The sequence below is a fragment of the Microbacterium sp. UNCCL10 genome (assembly GCF_000746195.1).
GTDB classification, from domain to species: domain Bacteria; phylum Actinomycetota; class Actinomycetes; order Actinomycetales; family Microbacteriaceae; genus Microbacterium; species Microbacterium saccharophilum.
Window position 1 is genome coordinate 144,076 of sequence record NZ_JQKT01000008.1, and the last position, 24,993, is coordinate 169,068.

The 24,993-nt window shown below is 71.2% G+C and carries 26 protein-coding genes; 10 read left to right on the forward strand and 16 right to left on the reverse strand.

Translation table 11 applies throughout. The features are described from left to right. Position 1: 1 nt before the first annotated feature. Genes BR85_RS09165 through BR85_RS09185 form a run of 5 tightly spaced genes read right to left on the reverse strand, consistent with a single transcriptional unit; the run spans position 2 to position 5,457 of the window. Positions 2–1,174: a thiolase family protein gene (locus BR85_RS09165; RefSeq protein WP_028496400.1), complete on the reverse strand. Its 1,173-nt coding sequence runs from the start codon at positions 1,172–1,174 to the stop codon at positions 2–4. Between the two features lie 35 nt (positions 1,175–1,209). Beyond that, positions 1,210–2,400 carry a bifunctional 2-methylcitrate synthase/citrate synthase gene (locus BR85_RS09170; RefSeq protein ID WP_028496399.1) on the reverse strand — a complete coding sequence of 397 codons (1,191 nt, stop codon included), beginning with the start codon at positions 2,398–2,400 and terminating at the stop codon, positions 1,210–1,212. A 2-nt stretch (positions 2,401–2,402) separates the two neighbouring features. Next, a complete protein-coding gene (gene prpB, locus BR85_RS09175) occupies positions 2,403–3,305 on the reverse strand; it encodes a methylisocitrate lyase (RefSeq protein ID WP_028496398.1) in 903 nt (300 codons plus the stop codon). Beyond that, positions 3,305–4,831 carry an MmgE/PrpD family protein gene (locus BR85_RS09180; protein WP_028496397.1) on the reverse strand — a complete coding sequence of 509 codons (1,527 nt, stop codon included), beginning with the start codon at positions 4,829–4,831 and terminating at the stop codon, positions 3,305–3,307. The genes prpB and BR85_RS09180 overlap by 1 nt, the downstream gene beginning before the upstream one ends. Then, positions 4,828–5,457 carry a GntR family transcriptional regulator gene (locus BR85_RS09185; protein WP_028496396.1) on the reverse strand — a complete coding sequence of 210 codons (630 nt, stop codon included), beginning with the start codon at positions 5,455–5,457 and terminating at the stop codon, positions 4,828–4,830. The genes BR85_RS09180 and BR85_RS09185 overlap by 4 nt, the downstream gene beginning before the upstream one ends. 174 nt (positions 5,458–5,631) lie before the next feature. Here BR85_RS09185 and BR85_RS09190 point away from each other — a divergent pair, with 174 nt between their 5' ends. After that, complete coding sequence (locus BR85_RS09190; protein ID WP_028496395.1) at positions 5,632–6,168, forward strand: ribonuclease H family protein; 537 nt, start codon at positions 5,632–5,634, stop codon at positions 6,166–6,168. Between the two features lies 1 nt (position 6,169). Here BR85_RS09190 and BR85_RS09195 read toward each other — a convergent pair whose 3' ends face one another. From BR85_RS09195 to rlmN, 4 genes are all read right to left on the reverse strand, one after another. Continuing rightward, positions 6,170–6,529, reverse strand: a complete 360-nt coding sequence (locus BR85_RS09195) for a VOC family protein (protein WP_028496394.1) — start codon at positions 6,527–6,529, stop codon at positions 6,170–6,172. Positions 6,530–6,586: 57 nt separating this feature from the next. Then, complete coding sequence (locus tag BR85_RS09200) at positions 6,587–7,063, reverse strand: NUDIX hydrolase (RefSeq protein ID WP_028496393.1); 477 nt, start codon at positions 7,061–7,063, stop codon at positions 6,587–6,589. A 1-nt stretch (position 7,064) separates the two neighbouring features. Next, positions 7,065–8,078, reverse strand: coding sequence for an aldo/keto reductase family protein (locus BR85_RS09205; protein WP_028496392.1), 1,014 nt, complete (start codon positions 8,076–8,078; stop codon positions 7,065–7,067). Between the two features lie 219 nt (positions 8,079–8,297). Further along, positions 8,298–9,554: a dual-specificity RNA methyltransferase RlmN gene (rlmN, locus tag BR85_RS09210; protein WP_028496391.1), complete on the reverse strand. Its 1,257-nt coding sequence runs from the start codon at positions 9,552–9,554 to the stop codon at positions 8,298–8,300. 90 nt (positions 9,555–9,644) lie between these two features. Between rlmN and BR85_RS09215 the strand changes: the two genes are divergently transcribed. The 7 genes from BR85_RS09215 (at position 9,645) to BR85_RS09245 (ending at position 16,872) form a co-directional block, all read left to right on the forward strand. Further along, a complete protein-coding gene (locus BR85_RS09215; protein ID WP_028496390.1) occupies positions 9,645–10,409 on the forward strand; it encodes a hypothetical protein in 765 nt (254 codons plus the stop codon). 20 nt (positions 10,410–10,429) lie between these two features. After that, a complete protein-coding gene (locus BR85_RS09220) occupies positions 10,430–10,900 on the forward strand; it encodes a GNAT family N-acetyltransferase (protein WP_028496389.1) in 471 nt (156 codons plus the stop codon). A gap of 14 nt (positions 10,901–10,914) precedes the next feature. Continuing rightward, a complete protein-coding gene (locus tag BR85_RS09225) occupies positions 10,915–11,556 on the forward strand; it encodes a LysE family translocator (RefSeq protein WP_028496388.1) in 642 nt (213 codons plus the stop codon). A gap of 29 nt (positions 11,557–11,585) precedes the next feature. Further along, positions 11,586–12,488: a PRD domain-containing protein gene (locus BR85_RS09230; protein WP_028496387.1), complete on the forward strand. Its 903-nt coding sequence runs from the start codon at positions 11,586–11,588 to the stop codon at positions 12,486–12,488. Between the two features lie 184 nt (positions 12,489–12,672). Next, a complete protein-coding gene (locus tag BR85_RS09235) occupies positions 12,673–14,523 on the forward strand; it encodes a beta-glucoside-specific PTS transporter subunit IIABC (RefSeq protein ID WP_036272679.1) in 1,851 nt (616 codons plus the stop codon). A gap of 12 nt (positions 14,524–14,535) precedes the next feature. Then, positions 14,536–15,954, forward strand: coding sequence for a glycoside hydrolase family 1 protein (locus BR85_RS09240; RefSeq protein WP_028496385.1), 1,419 nt, complete (start codon positions 14,536–14,538; stop codon positions 15,952–15,954). A gap of 60 nt (positions 15,955–16,014) precedes the next feature. Continuing rightward, complete coding sequence (locus BR85_RS09245; protein ID WP_036272677.1) at positions 16,015–16,872, forward strand: Cof-type HAD-IIB family hydrolase; 858 nt, start codon at positions 16,015–16,017, stop codon at positions 16,870–16,872. Between the two features lie 3 nt (positions 16,873–16,875). Here BR85_RS09245 and BR85_RS09250 read toward each other — a convergent pair whose 3' ends face one another. Continuing rightward, positions 16,876–17,925 (reverse strand): hypothetical protein, encoded by a 1,050-nt coding sequence (locus BR85_RS09250; RefSeq protein ID WP_028496383.1) that lies wholly within the window; start codon positions 17,923–17,925, stop codon positions 16,876–16,878. A gap of 146 nt (positions 17,926–18,071) precedes the next feature. On the opposite strand from BR85_RS09250, the gene BR85_RS09255 reads away from it, so the two are divergent. After that, the gene (locus BR85_RS09255; RefSeq protein WP_028496382.1) at positions 18,072–18,656 is read left to right on the forward strand and encodes a TetR/AcrR family transcriptional regulator; all 585 of its coding nucleotides are present in this window, start codon (positions 18,072–18,074) and stop codon (positions 18,654–18,656) included. Here BR85_RS09255 and BR85_RS09260 read toward each other — a convergent pair. From BR85_RS09260 to BR85_RS09275, 4 genes are all read right to left on the reverse strand, one after another. Continuing rightward, positions 18,632–19,468, reverse strand: coding sequence for an SDR family oxidoreductase (locus BR85_RS09260; RefSeq protein ID WP_028496381.1), 837 nt, complete (start codon positions 19,466–19,468; stop codon positions 18,632–18,634). The genes BR85_RS09255 and BR85_RS09260 overlap by 25 nt on opposite strands. Then, positions 19,465–20,247 carry an enoyl-CoA hydratase/isomerase family protein gene (locus tag BR85_RS09265; protein ID WP_028496380.1) on the reverse strand — a complete coding sequence of 261 codons (783 nt, stop codon included), beginning with the start codon at positions 20,245–20,247 and terminating at the stop codon, positions 19,465–19,467. The genes BR85_RS09260 and BR85_RS09265 overlap by 4 nt, the downstream gene beginning before the upstream one ends. An 8-nt stretch (positions 20,248–20,255) precedes the next feature. Then, positions 20,256–21,014, reverse strand: coding sequence for an SDR family NAD(P)-dependent oxidoreductase (locus BR85_RS09270; protein ID WP_028496379.1), 759 nt, complete (start codon positions 21,012–21,014; stop codon positions 20,256–20,258). 206 nt (positions 21,015–21,220) lie between these two features. Beyond that, positions 21,221–22,300 carry a DNA polymerase IV gene (locus BR85_RS09275; protein WP_197018613.1) on the reverse strand — a complete coding sequence of 360 codons (1,080 nt, stop codon included), beginning with the start codon at positions 22,298–22,300 and terminating at the stop codon, positions 21,221–21,223. Between the two features lie 51 nt (positions 22,301–22,351). Here BR85_RS09275 and BR85_RS09280 point away from each other — a divergent pair, with 51 nt between their 5' ends. Further along, positions 22,352–22,744 (forward strand): MmcQ/YjbR family DNA-binding protein, encoded by a 393-nt coding sequence (locus tag BR85_RS09280; RefSeq protein ID WP_028496377.1) that lies wholly within the window; start codon positions 22,352–22,354, stop codon positions 22,742–22,744. A gap of 15 nt (positions 22,745–22,759) precedes the next feature. Here the strand turns inward: BR85_RS09280 and BR85_RS09285 are convergent, their stop codons facing one another. Further along, positions 22,760–23,548, reverse strand: a complete 789-nt coding sequence (locus BR85_RS09285) for an energy-coupling factor transporter transmembrane component T family protein (protein WP_028496376.1) — start codon at positions 23,546–23,548, stop codon at positions 22,760–22,762. Continuing rightward, complete coding sequence (locus BR85_RS09290; RefSeq protein ID WP_028496375.1) at positions 23,545–24,990, reverse strand: ABC transporter ATP-binding protein; 1,446 nt, start codon at positions 24,988–24,990, stop codon at positions 23,545–23,547. Before BR85_RS09290 ends, BR85_RS09285 begins: the two co-directional genes overlap by 4 nt. Positions 24,991–24,993 lie beyond the last annotated feature (3 nt).

Below are 24,993 nucleotides of genomic sequence, written 5' to 3' on the forward strand. Positions count from 1 at the left end.
GTCAGAGGCGCTCGATGATGGTCGCGTTGGCCATGCCGCCGCCCTCGCACATCGTCTGCAGCCCGTAGCGGCCGCCGGTCGCTTCGAGGTAGGCCAGCATGGTGCCGAGGAGCCGCGTGCCGGAGGATCCGAGCGCGTGCCCGAGGGCGATCGCGCCGCCCCACGGATTGAGTTTGGCGGCGTCCGCGCCGAGTTCGGCAGCCCAGGCGAGCGGGACGGACGCGAAGGCCTCGTTGACCTCGTAGACGTCGAGGTCGTCGATCGTGAGGCCGCTGCGCTCGAGGATCCGGCGCGTCGCAGGGATGGGCCCCGTGAGCATCATGAGCGGGTCGTCGCCGGTGACGGTGAACGCGTGGAAACGGGCGCGCGGCGTGAGGCCGAGCTCCTGCGCCTTCTCCTCGCTCATGATGAGCACGGCGGATGCGCCGTCGGTGAGCGGCGACGAGTTGCCCGGGGTGATCTTCCAGTCGATCTCCGGGAACCGCGCGGCGAGCGCGTCGGTGCGGAACGAGGGAGACAGGGCGCCGAGCGCGGCCATCGTCGTGCCTGCGCGGACGGTCTCGTCCCTCGCGACCCCGCCGACCGGAAGGAGCACCTCGTCGAAGCGGGCCTCGGCGGCGGCCTCGGCGGCACGGCTGTGCGACTCGACGGCGTAGGCGTCCAGGTCCTGCCGGGTGAAACCCCAGCGCTGCGCGATGAGCTCCGCGGAGACCCCCTGGTTCACCAGTCCCTCCGGGTACCGTGCGCGCAGCGCGGGCGAGACGGGCGAGCCGGCGACGGAGGCGGAGACGCCCAGCGGCACGCGGCTCATCGACTCGACCCCGCCGGCGATCACGATGTCGTACTGCCCCACCATGACGCCCTGCGCCGCGAAGTGCGCGGCCTGCTGGCTCGACCCGCACTGCCGGTCGATCGTCGTCGCCGGAACCGTCTCGTCGAACCCCGCCGCCAGGACGGCGTGGCGCGCGATGTTCCCGCTCTGCTCGCCGACCTGGCTGACGCAGCCCCACAGCACGTCGTCCACGTCGCCCGGCCCGAGGCCGTTGCGCTCCCGCACGGCGCTGAGGATCGCGGCGGACAGGTCGACGGGATGGATGCCGCTGAGCGCCCCGCCCGGCTTGCCCCGGCCGGAGGGCGTGCGGACGGCGTCGACGATGACGGCGGTGCGGGTCATGGCATCCATTGTGCGCGCCCGCGCCCGCCGCCGGGTCAGTCGGCCGCTTCCTCCGGGCGCTCGGCGATCGCGATCGCCTCGGTGTCGGGCCGGTAGCCGTTGATGTGCCGCTCGTCCGGGCCGTCGTAGGCCGACAGCGGGCGGATGAGCGCGTTGGACGCCTGCTGCTCGAGGATGTGCGCCGTCCAGCCGGTGATCCGTGCCGCCACGAACAGCGGCGTGAAGGTGAGGGTGTCGAAGCCCATCAGGTTGTAGGCCGGCCCCGACGGGTAGTCCAGGTTCGGGTAGATGCCCTTCCGCCCCACGAACTCGGCCTCGAGCGTCGAGTACAGGTCGAGCACGTCGGGGCGGTCGTAGAAGTCGATGAGCGTGTCCAGCGCCGCCTTCATGGTGGGCACGCGGGAGTCGCCGCGCTTGTAGACGCGGTGCCCGAAGCCCATGATCTTGCGCTTGGACGCGAGCGCGTCGTCGAGCCAGGGCACGACGTTGTCGGCCGAGCCGATCTCGTCGAAGATGTGCAGCACGGCCTCGTTCGCCCCGCCGTGCAGGGGACCCTTGAGCGCGCCGATGGCGCCGACGACCGCGGAGTACAGGTCGCTGAGGGTCGACGTGATGACGCGGGCCGTGAACGTCGAGGCGTTGAAGGAGTGCTCGGCGTACAGGATCATCGAGCGGTTGAACGCGTCCACGACGACCGGGTCGGGCTCTTCGCCGAAGGTCATCCAGAGGAAGTTCGACGAGTAGTCGAGCTCTTCGCGGGGAGCGATGGGCTCGAGGTGGTGCCGGCGGCGCTGCCCGTACGCGACGATCGAGGGCAGCGCGGCGAACAGGTGGAGGCTGCGCGCCCGGTTCTCCTCGACCGTGCCGACGGCGTCGAGGACCGACCCCTTGCCGGCCAGGTCGATCGCGCCGATGGCGCTGACGGCCGTGCGCAGCTCGTCCATCGGGTGGCAGTCCAGCGGCAGCTGGTCGATCGCGGTCTTCACCTCGGGGGCGAGCGCGCGGTACTGCCGCCCCTCGGCGCGCTGCGCGGCGAGCTGCTCGTCGGTGGGCAGCTCCCCGTGCCAGAGCAGGTAGGCGACGGCGTCGAACGGCTGCGTCGCGGCCAGCTCCTGCACGGGGTACCCGCGGTAGAGCAGCGAGTTGGTGTCGGGATTGACCTTGCTGATCGCGGTGACGTCGGCGACGACCCCGGCCAGCCCCTTCTTGATGTCGGTGTCGGCCATGCTCACTCCTTCGTGATCTGGAAGTTGAAGACGGATGTGTCGAAGTGGTTGTACGCCTCGTAGTCGATGAGGTCGTACAGGTCGGCGCGGTGCTGCATCTCTCCCAGGCGCCCGGTGAGATGCCCTTCCTCGGTCAGCGTATCGAGCGCGCGCCCCGCGGCGCCCATCGCGATGCGCAGGAGCGAGACCGGCCAGATGACGATCCCGACGCCGGCGCCGCGCAGCTGGTCGACGGAGAACAGCTCGCTCTTGCCGAATTCGGTCATGTTGGCGAGGATCGGCACGCTCACGGCGGATGCCATCGCCTCGAACTCGTCGAGGGTGCGCATGGCCTCGGGGAAGATCGCGTCGGCGCCCGCGTCGACGAGCGCCTGGGCGCGGTCGATGGCCGCGTCGAGACCCTCGACGGCCCGGATGTCGGTGCGCGCCATGATGAGGAAATTCTGGTCGCGGCGGGCGTCGACGGCGGCACGGATGCGCTTGACCGCCGTGTCGGCGTCGACGACGGCCTTGCCGTCGAGGTGCCCGCAGCGCTTGGGGTTCACCTGGTCCTCGATGTGGGCGCCCGCGATGCCGGCGTCCTCGAGGGTCTGGATGGTCCGGGCGACGTTCATGGGCTCGCCGAAGCCGGTGTCGGCGTCGATGATGGCCGGCAGCTCCGTCATCCGGGCGATCTGCTGACCGCGGCCGGCGACCTCGGTGAGGGTCGTGAGCCCGATGTCGGGGAGGCCGAGGTCCGCCGCGAGGACGGCGCCGGAGATGTACACCCCGTCGAAGCCCTTCTGCTCGATGAGCCGTGCGGAGAGCGGGTTGAACGCGCCCGGGAAGCGGAGCAGCTCGCCGGCGGCGAGCCGCTCACGCAGGATGCGGCGCTTGTCGGCCGCGGGCGTCGTGGCGTACAGCATCAGAAGAGGCCTCTCGGGGAGGGCGCGGCGTCGAGGATCCCGGACTTCGCGACGATGTTGAGCTCGCGGACCTCGTCGGCCGTCAGCGCGGGCAGGCGCTCGGCGAGCGCGAGGAAGCGGTCGATCTCGGCGGCCTCGAGGACGGGCTCGGCGAGGAGGCGGAACTTGCGGACGTAGTCGGCGCGCGCGAAGGGCCGGGCGCCCAGCGGGTGCGCGTCGGCGACGGCGATCTCGTCGGTGACGGTCTCGCCGTTCGTGAGGCGGATCTCGACGCGACCCCCGAAGGCCTTCTCGTTCGGGTCCTCGGAGTGGTAGCGGCGCGTCCACTCGGCATCCTCGGCCGTCGTGATCTTGTGCCAGAGGGCCACGGTGTCGGGGCGGCCCGCGCGCTCGGGGGTGTACGAGTCGACGTGGTGCCAGCCGCCGTCCTGCAGCGCGACGGCGAAGATGTACGGGATCGAGTGGTCGAGCGTCTCGCGGGAGGCCGCCGGGTCGTACTTCTGCGGGTCGTTCGCGCCGGAGCCGATGACGTAATGCGTGTGGTGGCTCGTGTGCAGGACGATGCGCTCGATGTTCGCCGGGTCGGCGAGCTCCGGGCGCTCCCCGTGGAGCTTGCGGGCAAGGTCGATCCATGCCTGCGCCTGGTACTCCGCGGAGTGCTCCTTCGTGTACGAGTCGAGGATGCCGCGCTTGGGCTCGCCCGCCGCCGGCAGCGGCACGTCGTAGGAGGCGTCCTTGCCGTCGAGCATCCAGGCGACGACACCGTCCTCGCCCTCGTAGATGGGGCTGGGGCTGGTCTCGCCGCGCATGGCGCGGTCGACGGCTTCGACGGCCATCTTCCCCGCGAAGGCGGGGGCGTGCGCCTTCCAGGTGGAGATCTCGCCCTTGCGGGACTGACGGGTCGCGGTCGTCGTGTGCAGGGCCTGGCCGACGGCCTGGTAGATCGTGTCGACGTCGAGGTCGAGCAGGGTGCCGATGCCGGCGGCGGCGGACGGGCCGAGGTGGGCGACGTGGTCGATCTTGTGCTTGTGCAGGCAGATGGCCCGCACGAGGTCGATCTGGATCTCGTAGCCCGTCGCGAGGCCGCGGACGAGGGCGGCGCCGTCGGCGCCGACGTGCTGGGCGACGGCCAGGATCGGGGGGATGTTGTCGCCGGGGTGCGAGTACTCCGCCGCGAGGAACGTGTCGTGGTAGTCGAGTTCGCGGACCGCGACGCCGTTCGCCCACGCCGCCCACTCCGGGCTCGTGTGCGTCGCGTTGGCGACGCCGAAGACCGTCGAGCCGGCGCCGCCGCGGGAGACGGGGTGGTCGAGGGCCTGCGCGCGGGCGGCGCTGACGGGGGCGCGGGTGATCGAGGCGGCGGCGACCGCGGCGTTGTCGATGACGCGGTTGATGATCATGTCGACGACGTCGGCGTCGACGTCCACGGGGTCGGCGGCGACCTCGGCGATCTTGTACGCCAGCTGCCCGGTGCGCGGGAGGTCTTCGTCGCTGCGGTGGACGCGGACGTGGTGGGTGACGGTCATGGGGTGGCCTCCAGGGAGTCGAGGATGCTGACGAGGGCGTTGTGCAGGTGGACGTGGGTGGCGTGCGCCGCGAGGTCGGCGTCGCGGGCGGCGATCGCGGACGCGATCAGCCGATGCTCGAGGGCGGATGCCGCGAGCCGCGCCGGGTTGTCGCGGGCGAGGCGGCGGACGCGGACGAGGTGCGTCCGCACGTTCCGCAGCGCGCCGGTGAGGTAGTCGTTGGCGACGGCGGCGTCGAGGGCGTCGTCGAACCGCGCGATGAGACCGTAGTAGGCGTCGGCCTCCGCGGCCGGCTCGACGCGCGCGAACTCGTCGGCGAGGGCGGCGAAGGCGCCGGCGTCGCCGCGGACGGCGGCCAGCCGTGCGGCCGTCTCCTCGAGCGCGCGGCGCACCTCGAAGAGCTCCCGGATGTCGCCGACGTCGATGTCGGTGACCACCGTGACGCGCGGTGACGCCTGCGCGACGAGGCCGTCGGCGGCGAGGCGCCCGAGGGCTTCGCGCAGCGGTGTGCGACTGACGCCGAGCCGGGCGGCCTGCTCGACCTCGGCGAGCACGCTGCCGGGCCGGAGGGCGCCGGACTGGATCTCCTCGAGGAGGGCCCGGTACGCCCGATCGCTCGCCCGCATCGACACCTCCTCGTGTCCGACGACTGTTGCCATGAGGCCCCAGTGTATACATAATTCCGTCGTGAAGGGTCACCAAGGCGACCTGGTCCGCTTTGGGTATACAAAGATGATGTCGGCGCTGTCCCCAATCCCTCCCCGGACGGCGCGCTCCACACCATCGACTACCGTCGAAGGGTGACCGAGGACCCCCAGCCCTACATCGTTGCCACCGACGGCGCCTGCAAGGGCAACCCGGGGCCGACGGGGTGGGCGTGGGTCGGCGAGGACGGGCACTGGGCCGCCGGCGCCCTCCCCCAGGGCACGAACAACGTCGGCGAACTCCTCGGGCTGCTGCGCGCGATCGAAGACCACGCCGACGTCCCCCACCTCGTCGTGCAGGCCGACTCGAAGTACGCCATCGACACGTACGAGAAGTGGATGGACGGGCACCGCCGCCGCGGCTGGAAGACGTCGACCGGCGCCCCGACGAAGAACCGCGACCTGCTCGAGCAGCTCATCGTCGCGCGCGACGCGCGCCGCGCCGCCGGGCTCCCCGACGTCGTCCTCGAGCACGTCCGGGGCCACCGTGGCCACGTGCTCAACGAGTGGGCGGACGAACGGGCCGTCCGAGGCGCCGAGCACGGGGCCCAGGGCAAGACGAGCGCCTGGTCGTCCCTCGGCGGGCTGCACGAGAAGCTCGACGTCTCCGCCGCGCCCGCCAAGAAGCGCTGACTCAGTCCATCGAGCCCTCGAAGAGGCCGATGTCGTTGCCGTCCGGGTCGACGATGATCGCCCACCAGCTGGTCTCGGTGATGCCGGACTTCGGCAGCTTCACGCTGCCGCCCGATGCCGTGGCCTTCGCGATCGTCTCATCGATCGAGTCGACCTCGACGATCGACCGCGGCTGCGTGAAGCCCTCGGTGCGCACCGTCAGCGCCCCGCCGCCGAAGCCGCCTGGGGCCTGCCACGTCGGATAGTCGTCGAACCCGGGCGTGTCCTCGATCTTCCAGCCGAACAGATCACCGTAGAACGCGGTCGCCCGCGCGAAGTCCGTCACCGGGATCTCGGTGTGCGTGATGTCTCCATGCGCCATGACGGCTCCTCTCCTCTCCGCCAGTGTCGACCCAGCCACGGACACCCGCAAGGGAGGTCAGCGCGCGGCCGCGAGCAGCTCTTCGAGACGGTCGAGGGCGGGCCGCTGGCCCTTGACCAGACGCGCTCGTGCCCTGCCCACCGGCATCCATTCGACGCGGTCGACCTCGGGGAAGGACTGCGTCTGTCCCGACCGGGGCGGCCACTCCATCTCGAACTCGCCGTAGACGAACTCCGTCTCCGTGAACTCGGCGCCGTCGGCGACGAACACCGTCACCCGCTTACCGGAGGAGTACGCGAACGTGCCGAGTTCGGCGTAGGCGACATCGGGCGCGTCGACTCCGAGCTCCTCGCGGAACTCCCGCCGCGCGGCATCCAACGCCGACTCGTCCTCGCCGTACTCGCCCTTCGGGATCGACCAGGCACCGTCGTCCTTCGCGGCCCAGAACGGACCGCCCATATGCGCGACGAGCACCGACACCTCCCCCGTCCCGCCGAGGCGGTAGAGCAGGATGCCGGCGCTCGTCGTCGCCATGTCAGGCCGGGCGGCCCTTCGGGGACACCGTGTATGTCTCGTCGACGTCGGTCACCGCGACCGGCGCGAGCGCGTCGGCGATGGCCGACATCGTGCCCTCGTCGAGCACCACGCCGGACGCCTTGACGGAGTCCTCGAGCTGCTCGGGACGGGAGGCGCCCACGAGCGCCGCCGCGACGTTCGGGTTCTGCAGCACCCACGCGATCGCGAGCTGCGGCATCGTCAGACCCGCCTCCTCCGCGATCGGCTTGAGCTTCTGCACGGCCGTCAGGACCTCGTCGTTCATGAAGCGCTGGATGAAGTGCGCCCCGCTCTTGTCATCCGTCGCGCGCGACCCCTCGGGAACCGGCTGCCCCGGCAGGTACTTGCCCGACAGGACGCCCTGCGCCATCGGCGACCAGACGATCTGCGAGATGCCGAGCTCTTCCGAGGCCGGCACGACCTTGCCCTCGATGACGCGCCAGAGGGCGGAGTACTGCGGCTGGTTCGACACGAGCTGGAACTTCAGCTCCTTCGCCAGTGCGGCGCCTTCGCGCAGCTGCTCGGCCGTCCACTCGCTCACGCCGATGTACAGCGCCTTGCCCTGGCGGACGACGTCGGCGAAGGCCTGCATCGTCTCCTCGAGCGGCGTCTCGTAGTCGTACCGGTGCGCCTGGTACAGGTCGACGTAGTCGACGCCGAGGCGGGAGAGCGAGCCGTTGATGCCGTCGAAGATGTGCTTGCGGGAGAGGCCCTGGTCGTTCGGACCCTTCCTGCCGATCGGCCAGTAGACCTTCGTGAAGACCTCGAACTGCGTACGGTCCAGGCCCTTCAGCGCCTCACCGAGGACGACCTCGGCGGCCGTGTTGGCGTACGTGTCGGCGGTGTCGAACGACGTGATCCCGAGGTCGAGCGCCTTGTGGACCGTCGCGATCGCCGCGTCGTTCTCCACCTGGGAGGCGTGCGTCACCCAGTTGCCGTAGGTGATCTCCGAGACCTTGAATCCGCTGTTGCCGAGATAGCGATAGTTGACCATCCCTCCACGCTAGCGGCGCCGCGCGGGGGCGGGGCCCGGATCGGCGAAACGTTTTCTGACGTCGCGCACCGCCGCCGCTGCCGTGTCCGCACTGCGAACTGCAGGAGCGGGCGTGACGGGTGGGGCGTGGGACAGCACACCTGCCACAGCTTTCACACCCGATCCTGCATTTCGCTCGAGCGCGCGCAGGGGCGGGAGCAGCGGGTCGTCGCCGTCCGGTCAGGCGACGGGGACGTCGTCCGCGGCGCGCTGATCATCCTCGGTGGCGACGAGCTGGCCGCACGCCCCGTCGATCTCCTTGCCGCGGGTGTCGCGGAGGGTGGTCGGGATGCCGGACTCGTTGAGGCGGCGGACGAACTCGTTCTGGACGTCGACGTCGGATGCCGTCCAGATCGACCCCGGCGTCGGGTTCAGCGGGATCGGGTTGACGTGCACCCAGCCGCGACCGCGGGCGTTGAGCTTCTCCGCGAGGAGATCCGCGCGCCAGGCGTGGTCGTTCATGTCCTTGATGAGCGCGTACTCGATCGACACGCGCCGGCCGGTCTTCTCGAAGTAGGTGCGGGCGGCATCGAGCGCCTCGTCCACCTTCCACCGGGAGTTCACCGGGATGAGCTCGTCGCGCAGGTGGTCGTCCGGGGCGTGCAGCGAGAGCGCGAACGTCACCGGGATGTCTTCGGCGGCGAGCTTGAGGATCGCCGGCACGAGGCCGACCGTCGACACCGTGATGCCGCGCGCGCTCATCCCGATGCCGTGCGTCTTGTCGACCATGACCCGCACGGCCTGCATGACCCGCGCGTAGTTCGCGAGCGGCTCCCCCATGCCCATGAAGACGATGTTCGTGACGCGCTCGCCTTCGTGGCCGAGACCCCGCGGGTCGCCGAGCCCGCCGTCGGCGATGAGGCGGTTCGCGCGGACGATCTGCTCGATGATCTCCGCGGCCGACATGTTGCGGGTGAGGCCGGCCTGACCGGTCGCGCAGAACGGGCAGTTCATGCCACAGCCGGCCTGGCTCGACACGCACAGGGTGATCCGTCCCGGGTAGCGCATGAGCACGGACTCGACGAGAGCGCCGTCGTGCAGCTTCCACAGGAACTTGATCGTGTCGCCGCGATCGGTTTCCAGCCGCCGCACCTCGGTGAGCAGCGGCGGCAGCATGCCGGCGACGAGCTCCTCGCGGCCCGCGGCCGGGAGGTCGGTCATGAGCGCGGGGTCGGACGTGAAGTGCGTGAAGTAGTGCTTCTCGAGCTGCTTGGCGCGGAAGCCCGGCATCCCGAGCTCCTTCACCTTCTCCACCCGCTGCTCGGGGGTGAGGTCGGCGAGATGCACGGGCGGCTTGCCGCGCTTCGGGCTCGCGAACTGGAGGAGGGGGCGCCCCTCCTCGTCCTTCTTCTGCGACCAGCCCTCGGTGGCGGGGCGCACCTGGCGCGGCGGCGCGGTGCGCGGCTTCGTGGCGCGCACAGGGGAGGGCTCGGTCATCGTTCCAGGGTAGAGGAGCGACCTGGGCGAGTGCCGCGTGGCGCGGGCGACACCCTGCCGCCGCCGTGTCGCCGGGACTACCGTGAGCGCGTGGACGCGAAACGACGCGCCGCGCTGAATGACCTCCGCCGCCGCGTCTACGGACCGGAGGGCGCGCACGACCCCGAGACGCTGGACCGGCTGCGCGTTCTCGAGGAGGAGCTGCACCGCGACGTGCCGCCGACCGAGGCGTTCGCCGCCCCGGCCCTCACCACCGTCACCCCCGAGACGGCGACCGTGTACACGGCCACTCCCCCGCGCGCCCGCGACGCGGAACCGCCCGCCTGGCGGCGGACGGTGCCCACGGCCGTCGGGGCGGTCGTGATCGTCGTCGTGGCCCTGGCGCTCAGCGGCGTGTTCGGCCGCCCGCCGGCGATCACCACCCACGCGGTGCCGGCGGCCGAGGCGCGCGCCCTCGCCGCGGATGCCGGTGCCGTCATGCTGCAGCGCATCGTGGTCCTGAGCGGCTTCGACCTCGTGCCGCTGCCGGAGGGCGAGCACGTTCCGGCGTTCCCGACGGACGGGACGATGCAGTGGGCCGTGCTGGTCGCCCACAGCCACGGCTGGGCCGTGTGGATCGCGGGCGCCGATGGCGAACGCGGGACCGAGCACTGCCTGGCGGCGGAGCGGGAGGACGAGGCGTGGGCGCGCTGCGTGCTCGCCGACGATCAGGACGATGAGGTCCTCGCCGTCACGGTGCCGGGTGCGGCGTCGGGACGCGGCGGGCGTCCGCTGCCCGGCGAGCGCCTGGGGTTCTGGTGGTCCGCTGCCGAGCGGGCGATCTACGTGGTGCGCACCACGACGAACGGAGACTGAGGCTTCGGTAACGTGGAGCCATGAGCGATGACGTCCGGATCCGCGACATCGGCCCCGACGATGCCGGCGAGGTGCTCACGATCCAGCGCGCCGCGTTCCTGAGCGAGGCGCAGATCTACCGCAGCGTCGACATGCCGCCGCTCACCCAGACGCTCGAGGAGCTGCAGGCCGAGCTCCGCGACAACCTCGGCTGCGTCGCGCTCGACGGCTCCCGGATCGTCGGCGCCGTCCGCGCGCAGCGCGACGGCGACCTGCTCCTCATCGGCCGGATCGCGATCGCCCCCGATCAGCAGGGGGCCGGCATCGGCTCGCAGCTGCTCGCCGCGGTCGAGAAGCGCGGGCGGGATGCCGGCGCGACCGAGGCGGAGCTGTTCACCGGCTCGCTCAGCGAAGCGAACCTCCGCCTCTACGAACGCGAGGGCTACGCCGAGACCGAGCGCGTCCCCGGCGACGGCAGCGACCAGATCTTCCTGCGCAAGCCGCTGGCCTGAACCGGCCCGCGCCCGTGGTCTCCCTCGAGTCCCTTGCCGCCTTCGCCGTCGCGGCACTCGTCCTGATCGTCATCCCGGGACCCGCCGTGCTGTTCTCGGTCGGCCGGACCCTCGCGCTCGGGCGGCGCGGCGGCCTGCTGAGCGTGCTCGGCGTCACGCTCGCGCTCATCCCGATCGTCGTCCTCGTCGCCTTCGGCGTCGGCGCCGTCATCGCCCAGTCGGTCGTGCTGTTCACGGTCCTGCGGGTGCTGGGCGCGCTGTACCTCGTGTATCTCGGCATCCAGGCGATCCGGCACCGCAAGGACAGCGCCCCCGACGTCGTGGCCGCCCGGCTGCCGCAGTCGCCCGCGACCCAGCTCCGGCAGGGCTTCGTCGTCGGGATCACCAACCCGAAGACGATCGCGTTCTTCGTCGCCGTCCTGCCGCAGTTCGTCGACATCCGCGCGGATGCCCCGGTCCCGCTGCAGATGATCGAGCTGGGCCTCGTGTTCGCGGCCATCGCGCTCATCTCCGACAGCGTCTGGGTGTTCGCCGCCGCGGCCGCCCGCGCCTGGTTCGCGCGCTCCCCGAAGCGGATCGAGACGCTGACGGCCACGGGCGGCGGGATGATGATCAGCCTCGGCGGCGTCCTCCTCGTCACAGGACCCCAGCACTGACCGCGCGGCCGGACTCCTAGACTGCTGGCATGCCCGACGACCGCAGCGCCGCGCGCGTCACCGGACGGACCGTCCACAAGGTGCTCAACAACAACGTCGTGATCGCGATCGACGAGTCCGGTCGTGAGCGCGTGCTGATGGGCCGCGGCCTCGGCTTCCAGCTCAAGGCCGCCGACGCCGTCGACCTCGCCAAGGTGGAGAAGACATTCGTCCTCGACACCGGGACCGAGGGCGAGAACACCCGGCGCATCCTGGCGGAGGTCCCCTACCCCGTGATCGAGGCCGTCACCCGCGCCGTCGACGCGGCAGAACGCACCCTCGGCCGCGACCTCGGCCGCCGCGTCGCGATGGCGGTCATCGATCACATCCAGTACGTCCTCGAGCGGCTCGACCAGGGGCTGCGCATACCGACGACGTCGATGCCCGAGCTGCGGGTCCTCCACCCCGACGAGTTCGCGGCGGCGACGGCCATGGCATCCTCGATCGGCGCGTCGCTGGAGCGGACCCTGCCGGAGGAGGAGGCCGTCTTCCTCACGATGCACCTGCTCAACGCGACGCGCGACGAGCCCAACGGCACGGCGGCCCTGCTCTTCCGCCGCGTGCAGCACGTCGTCACGACAGTCGAAACGGGCCTGGGCGTGCGCGTCGCGCCGGACAGCCCCGACTACGCGCGCTTCATCCTGCACGTGCAGTTCCTCCTCCAGCGCCTGGTGTCGCGGTCCATGCTGCGCAGCGCCGACTCGTCGTTCTTCGAGTTCGCGAAGCGCTCGTATCCGCGCTCGTTCGAGATCGCGCAGGACGTCAAGGACTACGTCCGCGAGGCCACCGGGTCCGAGCTGACGGACGAGGAGGTGCTGTACCTCATCGTGCATGTCGAACGTCTCGCGCAGCACGTCGCGGGTGGCGGTCCCGCGGCCGACGTGCTACCGTGAGCGCTGCAGAGCGACGAATGCTCTGCGGATGCTCCGGATTGTTACTGCGTCAGCAGGCAAAACCTGAACTCACATCGCCGAATCGGCGGTGAACGAGTTCAGGTTTTTTTGTTGCCCGGAAACGGCCCCACGGCATCCATCCGAACAGGAGCCGCGGTGTGGCGGCGGAAGGTGAGTGAGTCTCATGGACTACTCGAAGACAGCGGCCGGCGTGCTCAAGGGCGTCGGCGGCGAAGAGAACGTGCAGTCGCTCGTGCACTGCGCGACGAGGCTCCGCTTCGTGCTGAAGGACAATGCGAAAGCGGATGCCGCCGCCGTCAAGGCCGTCCCCGGTGTCATCACGACCACGGAGGCCGGCGGCCAGTACCAGGTCGTCATCGGCAACGACGTGCCCGAGGTCTACGCCGCGATCGGGAAGATCTCAAGGCTCGGCTCGACGGATGCCGCCGACGGGGGCGACGCCCCCAAGAGCAACCTGTTCAACCGGTTCATCGCGATGATCTCCTCGATCTTCACCCCGGTGCTGTGGGCGCTCGCCGGCACCGGCCTCCTCAAGGCGTTCCTCGCCGCAGCCGTCACCTTCGGCTGGATCAGCGCCGAGACCTCGACGTACACCGTGCTCAACGCCCTCTCCGACGCGTTCATCAACTTCCTGCCGATGGCGCTCGCCATCACGGCGGCGCGGTACTTCAAGGCCAACGAGTGGACCTCCTTCGCGATCGCCGGCGCGCTGGTCTACCCGACGATCACGGCGCTCAACGGCGCCCCCGACCTGACCTTCTTCGGCATCCCCTTCACGATGGTCAGCTATGTCTCCAGCGTCATCCCGATCATCATCATCGTCTGGCTGCAGAGTCACGCCGAGCGCTTCCTCTACGCGAAGCTCCCGACCGCGATCCGCCGCTTCGTCACCCCCATGATCGTCGTGCTCATCGGCGTTCCGCTCGTCTTCCTCGTCGTCGGCCCCATCTCCGACATCCTCGGCGGAGCTCTCGGCGACGGCATCGGCTGGGTCTTCGCGACCGTGCCGTGGCTCGGCGGCGCGATCATGGGCGGTCTGTGGCAGGTCTTCGTGATCTTCGGTCTGCACTGGGGCCTCGTCCCGATCTTCCAGATCGAGTTCCAGAGCACCGGCCAGATGCTGCTGATCGCCCCGGTCTTCGCCGCGGTGCTGGCGCAGGCTGCCGCCGTCGCCGGCGTGTGGGTGCGTGCCCGGAACAAGGCCCTGAAGTCCCTCGCCGCGCCGGCGACCCTGTCCGGCTTCCTCGCCGGCATCACCGAGCCCGCGATCTACGGCATCAACCTTCCCCTCAAGCGCCCCTTCGCCTTCGGCATCGTGGGCGGTGCCGTCGGAGGCGCGATCGTGGCCATCGGCGGCGTCTTCTCGACGGCGTTCGTCGTGCCGTCCGGGCTGGCGCTTCCCGCTCTCTTCGGCAACGGCAACATGATCTTCCTCGTGCTGGGGCTCGCGGCCGCGATCGTCATCCCCTTCCTGCTCGTGGTGCTCGTGGGCTTCACCGAGCCCGAAGAGACAACCGTCTCCCCCGCCGCGGGCAACGACATCGTCGTGCAGAGCCCGCTCGATGGCACGGTCATCGACCTGAGCGAGACGCCGGATGCCGCCTTCGCCGACGGCTCGCTGGGCCGGGGCGTCGCGATCGTCCCGCGCTCCGGTGCGCTGTACGCCCCGTTCGACGGGACCGTCGTTGCGGCGTTCCCGACCGGGCACGCCCTGGGGTTGCGGCACGCCGACGGTGCGGAGCTGCTCGTCCACGTCGGCATCGACACCGTCAAGCTCGCCGGGAAGCACTTCGCCCTGAAGGTGGAGACCGGCCAGCGGGTGGCCGCCGGCGACCTTCTGCTCGAGTTCGACGTCGAGGCCATCACGGCGGCCGGCTACGACCTCACGACGCCCGTCATCATCACCAACCCCGACCTGTATCCCGCGGTGACCGCGGCGGCATCCGGTCCGATCGCGCACGGCGAGGCGCTGTTCACCGCGGTGTCGGTCGAGTCCCTCGCGGCCGCGAAGTAAGGAGCATCCCGCATGACCACCACGACCTTCCCCGACGGCTTCCTCTGGGGCGGCGCGACCGCCGCGAACCAGCTCGAAGGCGCGTACCTCGAAGATGGCAAGGGCCTGTCGATCCAGGACGTGATGCCGAAGGGCATCCTGACACCGCGGACCGCGGCCCCCACGCCGGACAACCTCAAGCAGGTCGGGATCGACTTCTATCACCGCTATGCGGAGGACATCGCCCTCTTCGCGGAGATGGGGTTCAAGACCTACCGCTTCTCGATCGCGTGGAGCCGCATCTTCCCGAACGGCGACGAGACGGAGCCGAACGAGGCCGGTCTGGCGTTCTACGACCGCGTGCTCGACGAACTCGAGAAGCACGGCATCGAGCCGCTCGTCACAATCTCGCACTATGAGACGCCGCTGCACCTCGCCGAGACCTACGACGGCTGGGTCAACCGCGACCTCATCGGGTTCTACGAGCGCTACGTGCGCACCCTGTTCGCGCGCTACGGCGCGCGCGTGAAGTACTGGCTGACCTTCAACGAGATCAACTCGGTGCTGCACGCCCCGTTCATGTCGGGCGGCATCAACACCCCCAAGGAGCAGCTCTCCAAGACCGATCTCTACCAGGCCGTCCATCACGAGCTCGTGGCCTCCGCCCTCGCGACGAAGGTCGCGCGGGAGCTCGCGCCAGACGCGCAGATCGGCTGCATGGTGCTGTCGATGCCCGTCTACCCGCTCACCCCGAACCCCGACGACGTCTTCGCCGCCCTCACGACGGAACGGACGAACCTCGCGTTCGGCGACATCCATGTGCGCGGCGAGTACCCGGGGTACTACCTCCGGAGCCTGCGGGAGCAGGGTGTCGAGCTGCAGGTCACTGCGGAGGACCGTGCGCTGCTGAAGGAGAACACGGTCGACTTCGTCTCGTTCAGCTACTACTCGAGCATCTGCGAGACGGTCGACGCCGACAAGCGCGACATGGGCGAGGGGAATCTGTTCGGCGGCGTGCGCAACCCCACCCTCAAGGAGTCGGAGTGGGGCTGGCAGATCGACCCCGTCGGGCTGCGGTTCGTGCTCAACACGTTCTGGGACCGCTGGCAGAAGCCGCTCTTCATCGTGGAGAACGGCCTCGGCGCGAAGGATCAGCTGGTCGAGGTCGACGGCGTCAAGACGGTCCTCGACGACTACCGCATCGCGTACCTCCAGGCGCACCTGGAGCAGGTCGGCGAGGCGATCGCCGACGGCGTGGACCTGCTCGGGTACACGACGTGGGGGTGCATCGACCTCGTCAGCGCCTCGACGGCGCAGCTGAGCAAGCGCTACGGATTCGTCTACGTCGACCGTGACGACGACGGGTCAGGATCCCTCGAGCGCTATAAGAAGAAGTCGTTCGACTGGTACGCCGAGGTCATCCGGACCAACGGCGCGAGCCTCACGTCGTGAGCCGTCCAGCGCCGGCCGGGGTCTTCCCCGGCCGGCGCTGCGACTAGCGTGGAGTTCGTCATGACGTCGCAGCGCATCGCCTTCCTCGACGTGGACGGCACGATCCTCGAGCACGGCTCGGTCATCGCCCCCTCCACTGTCACCGCCGTCCGCACCGCCCGCAAGAACGGTCATCTCGTCTATCTGAGCACGGGCCGCTCCGACGGCGACGTGCACCCCGACGTCCGCGCCATCGGCTTCGACGGCGCGATCACGAACGGCGGCGCCTACGCGACGCGTGGCGACGAGCTCATCGTCTCCCACCCCATGCCCCGGCCCGAGGTGGAACGGCTCGTGGCCTACTTCACGGCGCACGGGATGGAGTACTTCCTGCAGTCGCACGAGCGGGTGTTCGCGAGCGCGGGCATCCGCGTCCGCGTCGACGAGTTCATGCGCCACCGGCGCGAGCGGCGCGCCGAGGACCTCCGCACGCTCGGGGTGGCGGAGGACGACCTTCCGGACGTCTCGCTGCACCAGTACGCCGACGTGTCCGAGGCCGACCTCGACGAGATCGCCAAGGCGGTGTTCGTGAGCGACCGCTCCGACAGCCTCGACCGGGCGCAGACCGACCTCGGCGACACCTTCCACGTCATCCCGGGCAGCATGCCGATGCCGGGCGGCAGCAACGGCGAGATCAGCATGCTCGGGACGACGAAGGGGGCCGCGATCCTCGAGGTGCTCGCGCTCCTCGACCGCGACCCCGCGGATGCCATCGGCATCGGCGACAGCTGGAACGACGTGGAGATGTTCGAGGTGTGCGGCGTGTCCGTCGCCATGGGCAACGCGGACCCCGAGCTGCAGGCCCGCGCCGACCGCGTCACGACCGGGGTGCTGGATGACGGCGTGTGGAACGCCTTCGTCGCCCTCGGCCTCGTCTGAGGCTCAGGCCGCCCCCGCATCGGCGCGCGCGTTCCGGCGCGCGCCGATCACGAGCAGGACGATGCCGGCGACCACCCAGGCGCCGAGCGTCAGACCGGCCGTGAGCCCGCCCGCGCCGCCGAAGTAGGCGGCGGACCGGACGAGCGTGCCGGCGGCGCCGGGCGGGAGGATCTGTCCGATCGTGCCGAGGATGCCGGGCAGCCAGGCCGCCGTCGTCGAGATGCCTGCCAGCGGGTTGCCGAGGAACATCATCGCCATGGCGCCGATCGTGAACCCCTTGCCGCCGAAGACCTCCTGCAGTCCCGCGAGCGGGAGGGCGAGGGCGGCGATGCCGAGCGCCATGGCGGCAGCGACGGCCCAGAAGCCCGTCGTGATGCTGCCGAACACGCCCATCAGGACACCGGCGACGATGAGTCCCCCCACCACCGAGAACGTCGCGATGCCGGCGACCGCCCAGCCGAGCGTGGGCGAGGTCTTGCGGAAGGCGACGGCGGGCACGATGCCGCCGAACACGAGCGGGAACGCGAGCCCGCCGATGCCGATCCCGGACGGATCGGCCGCAGGCAGGGGCACGACATCGGTGATCTCGGCTGCGCCGCCGGTGGCCGCGGCGAGCGCCTCCGCCGTGGCCGTGACGGTCGCGGAGATCGCCGCCGAGCCTGCGCTCGCGACGAGTCCGTGCACACCGGCGCCGTCGACGACGAGACCGCCGACCACCTCCCGCGCTTCGATGGCCGCACGCAGGTCCGCCTCGGTTGCGAACTCGTGGAGGACATAGGCGTCGGGCGCGGCTCCGGCCAGGCCCGCTTCGAGCTGCTCGGCCGCCGCGGGCGAGCCGACGACCCCGAGCGGCAGGTCGTGCGGGCCGCTCTTGAGCGACGGCATGATGAACACCAGGAGCAGGACCGCGAGGATGATCCCGAGTCCCGCGGTGAGCCCGAGGAGCTTCGCCGGCGGGGAGGGCGCGCGGCGGGCGGTCGGCGCGGTGCCCGGCTCAGAGGCGTCGGCGGGGGTATCGGCGCGGGCGGATGGGGTGTCGAGCAGCGTGGTCATGCGATTCCCAGGGAAGAAGTGGAGTGATTGTCTCCGATTATACGGAGACATTTCCTCCGCTTATGCTGTGAGCGGCGGCTTCGGCCACGCTCCCCATCGCGCCGGCGCCCGATGCCCGACACGATGGACCGAGAGGGAGGCCGATCATGCGCTCTGACGCCGTGCGACGCCGGGAGACGATCGTGCGCGCCGCACGGCACCTCTTCGCGGCTCATGGTGCGGCGGTCCCGCTGGAAGCCGTCGCCGAGACCGCGGGGGTCGGCATCGCGACGCTGTACAGGAACTTCGAGTCCCGCTCCGCCCTGGCCGACGCGGTCTCGCTGGCGATCCTGGCGGAGATGGAGCAGGCCGCGTCCGAGGCGCTCGCGCAGATGGCCGGACGCCCCGCCGCCGCATGGCACGACTTCCTCGTCCGGCTCGTCGAGCTCGAACTCGGCGCCCTCACCGACGCGCTGGCGCTCCTGGTGGCGGAGGACCTCTCCGAGGAGGTGCGCACGGCGCAGGACCGCACCCTCGCCGAGGTGAGCGCGCTGCTGGAGGCGGCCCGGACGGCAGGGCTCGTGCGCGCCGAGCTGGACGCGCTCGAGCTCGTCCTGGCGATCGGGATGATCACGCGGCCGGTCCCCCCGGCGCTGCGCGCGCTCACGCCGAAGCTCGTGCCCCGTCTCGTGACGGTCTTCGCCGCCGGGCTCGCGACGGCGAAGCCTCAGTCGAGGAAGATGTCCGGGTAGAGCTCGGAATCCGGTGTGCCGGGCGTCGCGGCGTACCGCGCGAAGTCGGTGACGCCCGCCTCGCGCAGCACGTCCTCCACGATGAGGCTGTGCCCGGTGTAGTCCCGCGCGGGCTTCCGCAGCACCTCGTAGGCGGCATCCGCGTAGATCTCCGGCGTGCGGCTGACCTTCATCATCCGGTCGCCGCCGAGGGCGAACTGCACGGCGGCGGTCGCGATCGTCGTCGCCGGCCACAGGGTGTTGGCGGCGATGCCGTCCTTCGCGAACTCCGCCGCCATCCCCAGGGTCGCCATCGACATGCCGTACTTGGCCATCGTGTAGCCGGTGTGCGCGCCCAGCCACTTCGGGCTGAGGTTCAGCGGCGGCGACAGCGACAGGATGTGCGGGTTCTCCGCCTCCTTCAGGATCGGGATCGCGGCGCGGGAGAGCAGGAACGTGCCGCGCACGTTGACGTCCTGCATGAGGTCGTACTTCTTGGCGGCCAGGTCGAGCGAGCCGGACAGGTCGATGACGGAGGCGTTGTTGACGATGATGTCGATGCCCCCGAACTCGCCCTGCGTCTTCAGCACGGCCTCGGTGATGTCGTCGTCATTGCGGACGTCGCCGACGATCGGAAGGGCCTCTCCACCCGCCGCGCGGATCTCCTCGGCGGCGCTGTGCACGGTGCCGGCGAGCTTGGGATGCGGTGTGTCGGTCTTTGCCAGCAGCGCGATGTTGGCGCCGTCGCGGGCCGCGCGCAGGGCGATGGCGAGGCCGATGCCACGACTGCCGCCGGACATCAGGATGGTCTTGCCGGCGAGGGTGGCGGTCATGAGGGCTCCTTGGTCGTGCGCTTGGCGGATGCCGCGGCGAAGGCCGCGACGCGCGCCTTCGACTCGTCCGTGTCGAACCGGGCGCCGATCGAGCGCGCCTCGTCGTCGAGGTTGTCCGCGAAGCCGCGGCCCGCGCCGGTGCGGATGAGGCGCTTGGCCTGGCCGTACGCCGCGGTGGCGCCGTCCAGCCAGGACTGCGCGACCTCCGCGGCGCGGGCGCCGGGGTCGGCGGCGATCTCGGTGACGAGGCCCCAGTCCAGGGCCGTCTCGGCGTCGATCGTGACGTCCTGCAGCAGCATCCGCAGGGCCCGTCGCTGGCCGATCGCGGCGGGGAGCAGCGTGGAGACGCCGAGATCGGGAGTCAGGCCGATGTTCGCGTACTTGCTGACGAACTTCGCCCCCTCGGACGCGACGATGTAGTCGGCGACGAGCATGAGCCCCAGGCCGCCGCCCGCGACCGGCCCGTCGACGGCCGCGACGATCGGCTTGTCGGATTCCACGAACGCACGGATGCCGTCGTGGATCGTGTGGGCCATCTCGGTCACCGCCGCGCCGCCCGCGCCGGATCCGGCCATCGCGACGACGTCGCCGCCGGCGCAGAAGCCGCGGCCGTTGGCATCCAGCAGGATCGCGCCGACCGTCGGATCGGACGTGAGCTCGCGGGCGATCTCCCGCCAGCGGGTGCCCATTTCGAAGTCCATCGCGTTGAGGTACGCCGGACGGTTGAAGGTCATGCGCGCGAGGGCGCCCTCACGGGTGAGGAGGATGGTGTCACTCATGCCGTCGCTCATTTCGGGGCCATGCGGATCGCGCCGTCGAGACGGATCGTCTCGCCGTTGAGGTAGCCGTTCTCGACGATGGACTGGACGAGCGCGGCGTACTCGTCGGGCCGACCGAGACGCTGCGGGTACGGGACCTGCTGGCCGAGCGAGTCCTGTGCGGCCTGCGGGAGCGAGGCCAGCATGGGCGTCTCCATGATGCCGGGCGCGATCGTGCAGACGCGGATGCCGTAGCGGGCGAGTTCGCGTGCGATCGGCAGCGTCATCGCGTGCACACCGCCCTTGCTCGCGGCGTAGGCCGGCTGCCCGATCTGGCCGTCGAACGCCGCGACGGATGCCGTATTGACGATGACGCCGCGGTCGCCGCCCGCGGTGGGCTCGGTCTTCGCCATCGCCGCAGAGGCGTGCGCGATCACGTTGTACGTGCCGATGAGGTTGATGCGGACGATCTTCTCGAATCCGCCGAGCGGCGACGGGTTGCCGTCCCGGTCGAGGACCTTCGCCGGCGGGGCGACGCCGGCGCAGTTGACGACGATGCGCAAGGGGGCGGCGTCTGCGACGGCGACGGCGGCGGCGACCTGCTCGCCGTCGGTGACGTCGGCAGGGGCGAAACGGCCGCCGAACTCCGCGGCGACATCCGCGCCGTTCGAGCCCGGCAGATCCACGATCGTGACGAGCGCACCCGCCGCGGCGAGGCGGCGAGCCGTGGCGAGGCCCAGGCCGCTGGCGCCGCCCGTGACGAGGGCGCCGGATCCGGCGATGTCCATGCGTTCTCCTTCGAACTGGAATTCGGTTCCACACTACGCGGGACTGCGTGCCAGGACCGCATCCCTGCGAACAGGCTACCGGGCCGGGCGACCCTCGTCCCCGCTGACAAACCACGATCAGCATGAGAAATACGTTCCGGCGCGGTTTCTCATGCTCGATGTGGTTTCTCGGCTACCCGGCCGGGCATGGCGTCACGCGCCGGTCGTCACCATCCGCTGCGCGTGGGCGTGTGACCTGCCCGTGCGTCGTCGGGCATCGCCATCTCGGCACGCACGCCGAGGAGGCGCAGCGGCCTGTCCGGCTCGATCCGGGCGACGAGCGCCATGATCTCGGCGGTCACCACGGCCCGGTCGAAGGTGGGGTCGATCTTGTGCACGAGCGTCTTCGTGGTGAACGGCGCATAGCGCACCTTGAGCCCCACCCCGACGACGGGGCGCCCCTCGGCGATGACATCCTCGAGCACCTGGGCGAGGAGGTCGCGCGCCGCCTGCTCGATGTCGGCGCGCGCGGCGACATCCTGCTGGAAGGTGCTCTCGCGCCCGTGCCCCCGCGCCACCCAGGGGGTGTCGTCGACGACCGCCGAGCCGTCACCGCGTCCCAGCTGCCGGTACCACGGGCCCATCTTGGGCCCGAACTCCGCGACGAGCACCGCTTCGTCGGCGGCCGCGAGCTGGGCGACCGTGAGGATGCCGTGGGCGGCGAGCCGCTTGGAGATCTTGCCGCCGACACCCCAGAGCTCGATCACCGGCCGCTCGCCCATGAACGAGATCCAGTTCTCGGCCGTGAGCCGGAAGGTGCCGCGCGGCTTGCCGAAGTCGGTCGCATTCTTCGCGCGGATGAGGGTGTCGCCGATCCCGACGCTGCAGTGCAGGCGGGTGCGCTCGAGCACCTCGTCCTGGATGCGCCGCGCGTAGGCCTCGGGGTCGGAGGTCGTGACGCCGACGAAGGCCTCGTCCCAGCCGAGCACCTGGACCACGGCGCCGGGCTGGGCGCGCAGCGTCGCCATGACCTCCTCCGACGCAGCGGTGTACGCGGGCGCGTCGACCGGCAGGATGATCGCGTCGGGCGCCTTGCGGGCGGCGATGCGCAGCGGCATCCCCGACCCGACTCCGAACGCCCGCGCCTCGTAGGACGCCGTCGACACGACGGCGCGCTCCGTGGGATCGCCGCGGCCACCCACGATCACCGGCTTGCCGGCGAGCTCGGGTCGCCGGAGCACCTCGACCGCCGCGATGAACTGGTCGAGGTCGACGTGCAGCACCCACGGACGAGCGGAGTCGGCCATGCGCCCAGTGTGCCATCGCGCATCCCGATGCCGGGTGGGAGAATTCGCGACGTGGAGCATCCGATCATGTTCGACGAGACCGATCCGCTGCTGGCGCGGGTGCGCGGCATCGCGCTCGCGCTCCCGGAGGCGAACGAGAAGGTCAGCCACGGGCGCCCCGCGTTCTTCACACAGAAGGTCTTCGTGTACTTCGGCGGATCGCAGCGCATCGACGGCGAGTGGTTCGCACACGACGCGGCGATCATGGTGCAGCCCGATCCCGACGACGGCCCCGCCCTGCGGCAGGACCCGCGGTTCTGGGTGCCGGGGTACCTCGGCCCCTCCGGCTGGCTGGGTCTCGACCTGGACGGGGACACCGACTGGCAGGAGGTCGCGGAGCTCATCGAGTCGTCGTACCGGGTGACGGCGCCGCGCCGGCTCGTCCGCGCCCTCGACGCTCGCTGAGTGGGGACCCGAACCCTACGAAGAGCCGAGGATGACGTTCCACGACCCGGTGAGCACGGCGGCGGTCACCGCGGTCAGGCTGATCGCCGCGCCGATCGCGACGAGCAGCCACTCCCGCCGCCCGAACGTCGAGGCGCGCGCCCAGGTGCGCGGGATCGGCGCTCCGAATCCGCGGGCCTCCATCGCCGTGGCGAGCTTCGACCCGCGGCGGATCGAGAGGACCAGCAGCGCGAACGCCATGCCCGCGAAACGGCGGATGCGGCCGCGGTCGGCCACCCCGCGCGCCCGACGGGCCAGTTCGAGCGCCCGCCAGTCGTCGAGGAAGAGACCGACCATCCGCAGGCCGGCCAGCGCGCCGAGCACGAAGCGGGCCGGCAGCCGGACGATCTGGGCGAGGCCGTCGGCGAGGTCGGTGGGGTCGACGGTGATGAAGAGCACGACCGAGGGGAGCGCGATCGCGAGCACCCGGAGCAGTGTCGCCGCCGCGAGGGCGAGGGAGCCGTCGCTGACCCGGACGAACAGCCACTCGAAATGGACCTGACCGGATGCCTCGCCGTACAGCGCGATGGTCAGCGCGGTCAGCGGCGCGGCGAGCCAGACGGGCCAGGTGCGCACCCAGAATTCGCGCCACCCGACCCCCGCGAAGGGGAAGAGGACCAGCTCGAGCGCCAGCGCGACGGCGGCGGAGACGACGTCTAGGGTGAGGATCAGCGGCAGCGCGATCAGTCCGCTCGCCGCGAGCTTCGCGACCGGGTTGATCCGGGCGAAGCCGCCGGTGCGTGCGTGGGCGTCGAGCTGCGTCATCCGCGCAGCTCCACCCGTCGGGCGTGCAGCGCCTCGACGACGGCGGCATCGTGGGTGATCGTGACGATGGCGCTGCCCTCGTCACGGAGCCCCGCCAGCAGTGCCACGAGCTCGGCCCATGTCACGGAGTCCTGACCGAAGGTCGGTTCGTCGAGGACGAGCACCCGGGGCCGGGTTGCCAGGGCCGCTGCGACCGTGAGCCGGCGCTTCTCGCCGCCGGACAGGGTGTACGGGTTGGCGCGCGCGAGCGAGGACAGCCGCAGCCTTCCCAGCAGCTCGTCGACCCGCCGCGCCGTCTCCGCCTCGCCGAGCCGAAGCGCGCGCGGCCCCACCTCGAGTTCCTCCCGCACGGTGGGTGCGAGCAGCTGGTGCTCGGGATCCTGGAACACCGTGCCGATCCGGGTGAGCAGCTCACGCGACCGCCAGCTCCAGGGCGCGGGTCCCGCGCCGGCGGCGAGCGCCTCGGTCGCCCGTAGCGTCCCCGCCGCAGGGGGCAGCAGCCCGGCGAGGGTCAGCCCGAGCGTCGACTTGCCGGCGCCGTTCGGCCCCGTGATCGCGAGGGCCCCGCCGGCGTGCACGTCGAGGTCGACCCCCGTCGCGACCGGGAGGCCGCGGAGCCGTTCGACGGCGAGGCCGCGTGCGCTCAGCAGCACGTCGCCGTGCGGCCGGGCGGGAGGGGCCGGCACGGCCGGCGGGATGCCGGGCACCCACACCCCCGCCTCGGCCAGCCGCCTGCCGTTCGAACCCAGGACGTCGGCCGGGGTGCCGTCGGCGACGACGCCGCCGTCGCCCAGCACGATCACACGGTCGACGATCGGCAGCCAGACCTCGGTACGGTGCTCGACCACCACGAAGGTCGTGCCGGTGCGGTCCAGGAGCCCCGCGACCGCATCGCGCACATCGGCGACGCCCTGGGGGTCGAGGTTCGCGGTGGGCTCGTCCAGCACGAGCAGGCCGGGGCGCATCGCGAGGGCGCCGGCGAGCGCGAGCCGCTGCTTCTGCCCGCCCGACAGGTGCTTGGTCGGGCGATCCTTCGGCACGTCGAGGCCGACCGCGGCCAGCGCCTCGTCGACGCGGCGCCAGGTCTCGTCTCGGGGGATGCCGAGGTTCTCGCAGCCGAAGGCGACGTCGTCGCCGACCCGCGCGAGGATGACCTGCGAGTCCGGGTCCTGCAGTACGAGGCCCGCACGTCCGCGCACGTCGGCGGCCGGCCGGCCGTCGAGCAGGAGCTCGCCCTCGGCGTCGCCTTCCTCGTCGCCGCCGAGCACGCCGGCCAGTCCGTGCAGGAGCGTGGACTTCCCCGATCCCGACGCGCCGAGCAGCAGGACGCGCTCCCCCACGCCGATCTCGAAGGAGACGTCGCGCAGCGCCCAGGCGCGCCGTGACGCGTGGCGCCAGCCCCAGCCACGGGCGTGAACGGCTGCCGGGCGGCCGACGATCATCCG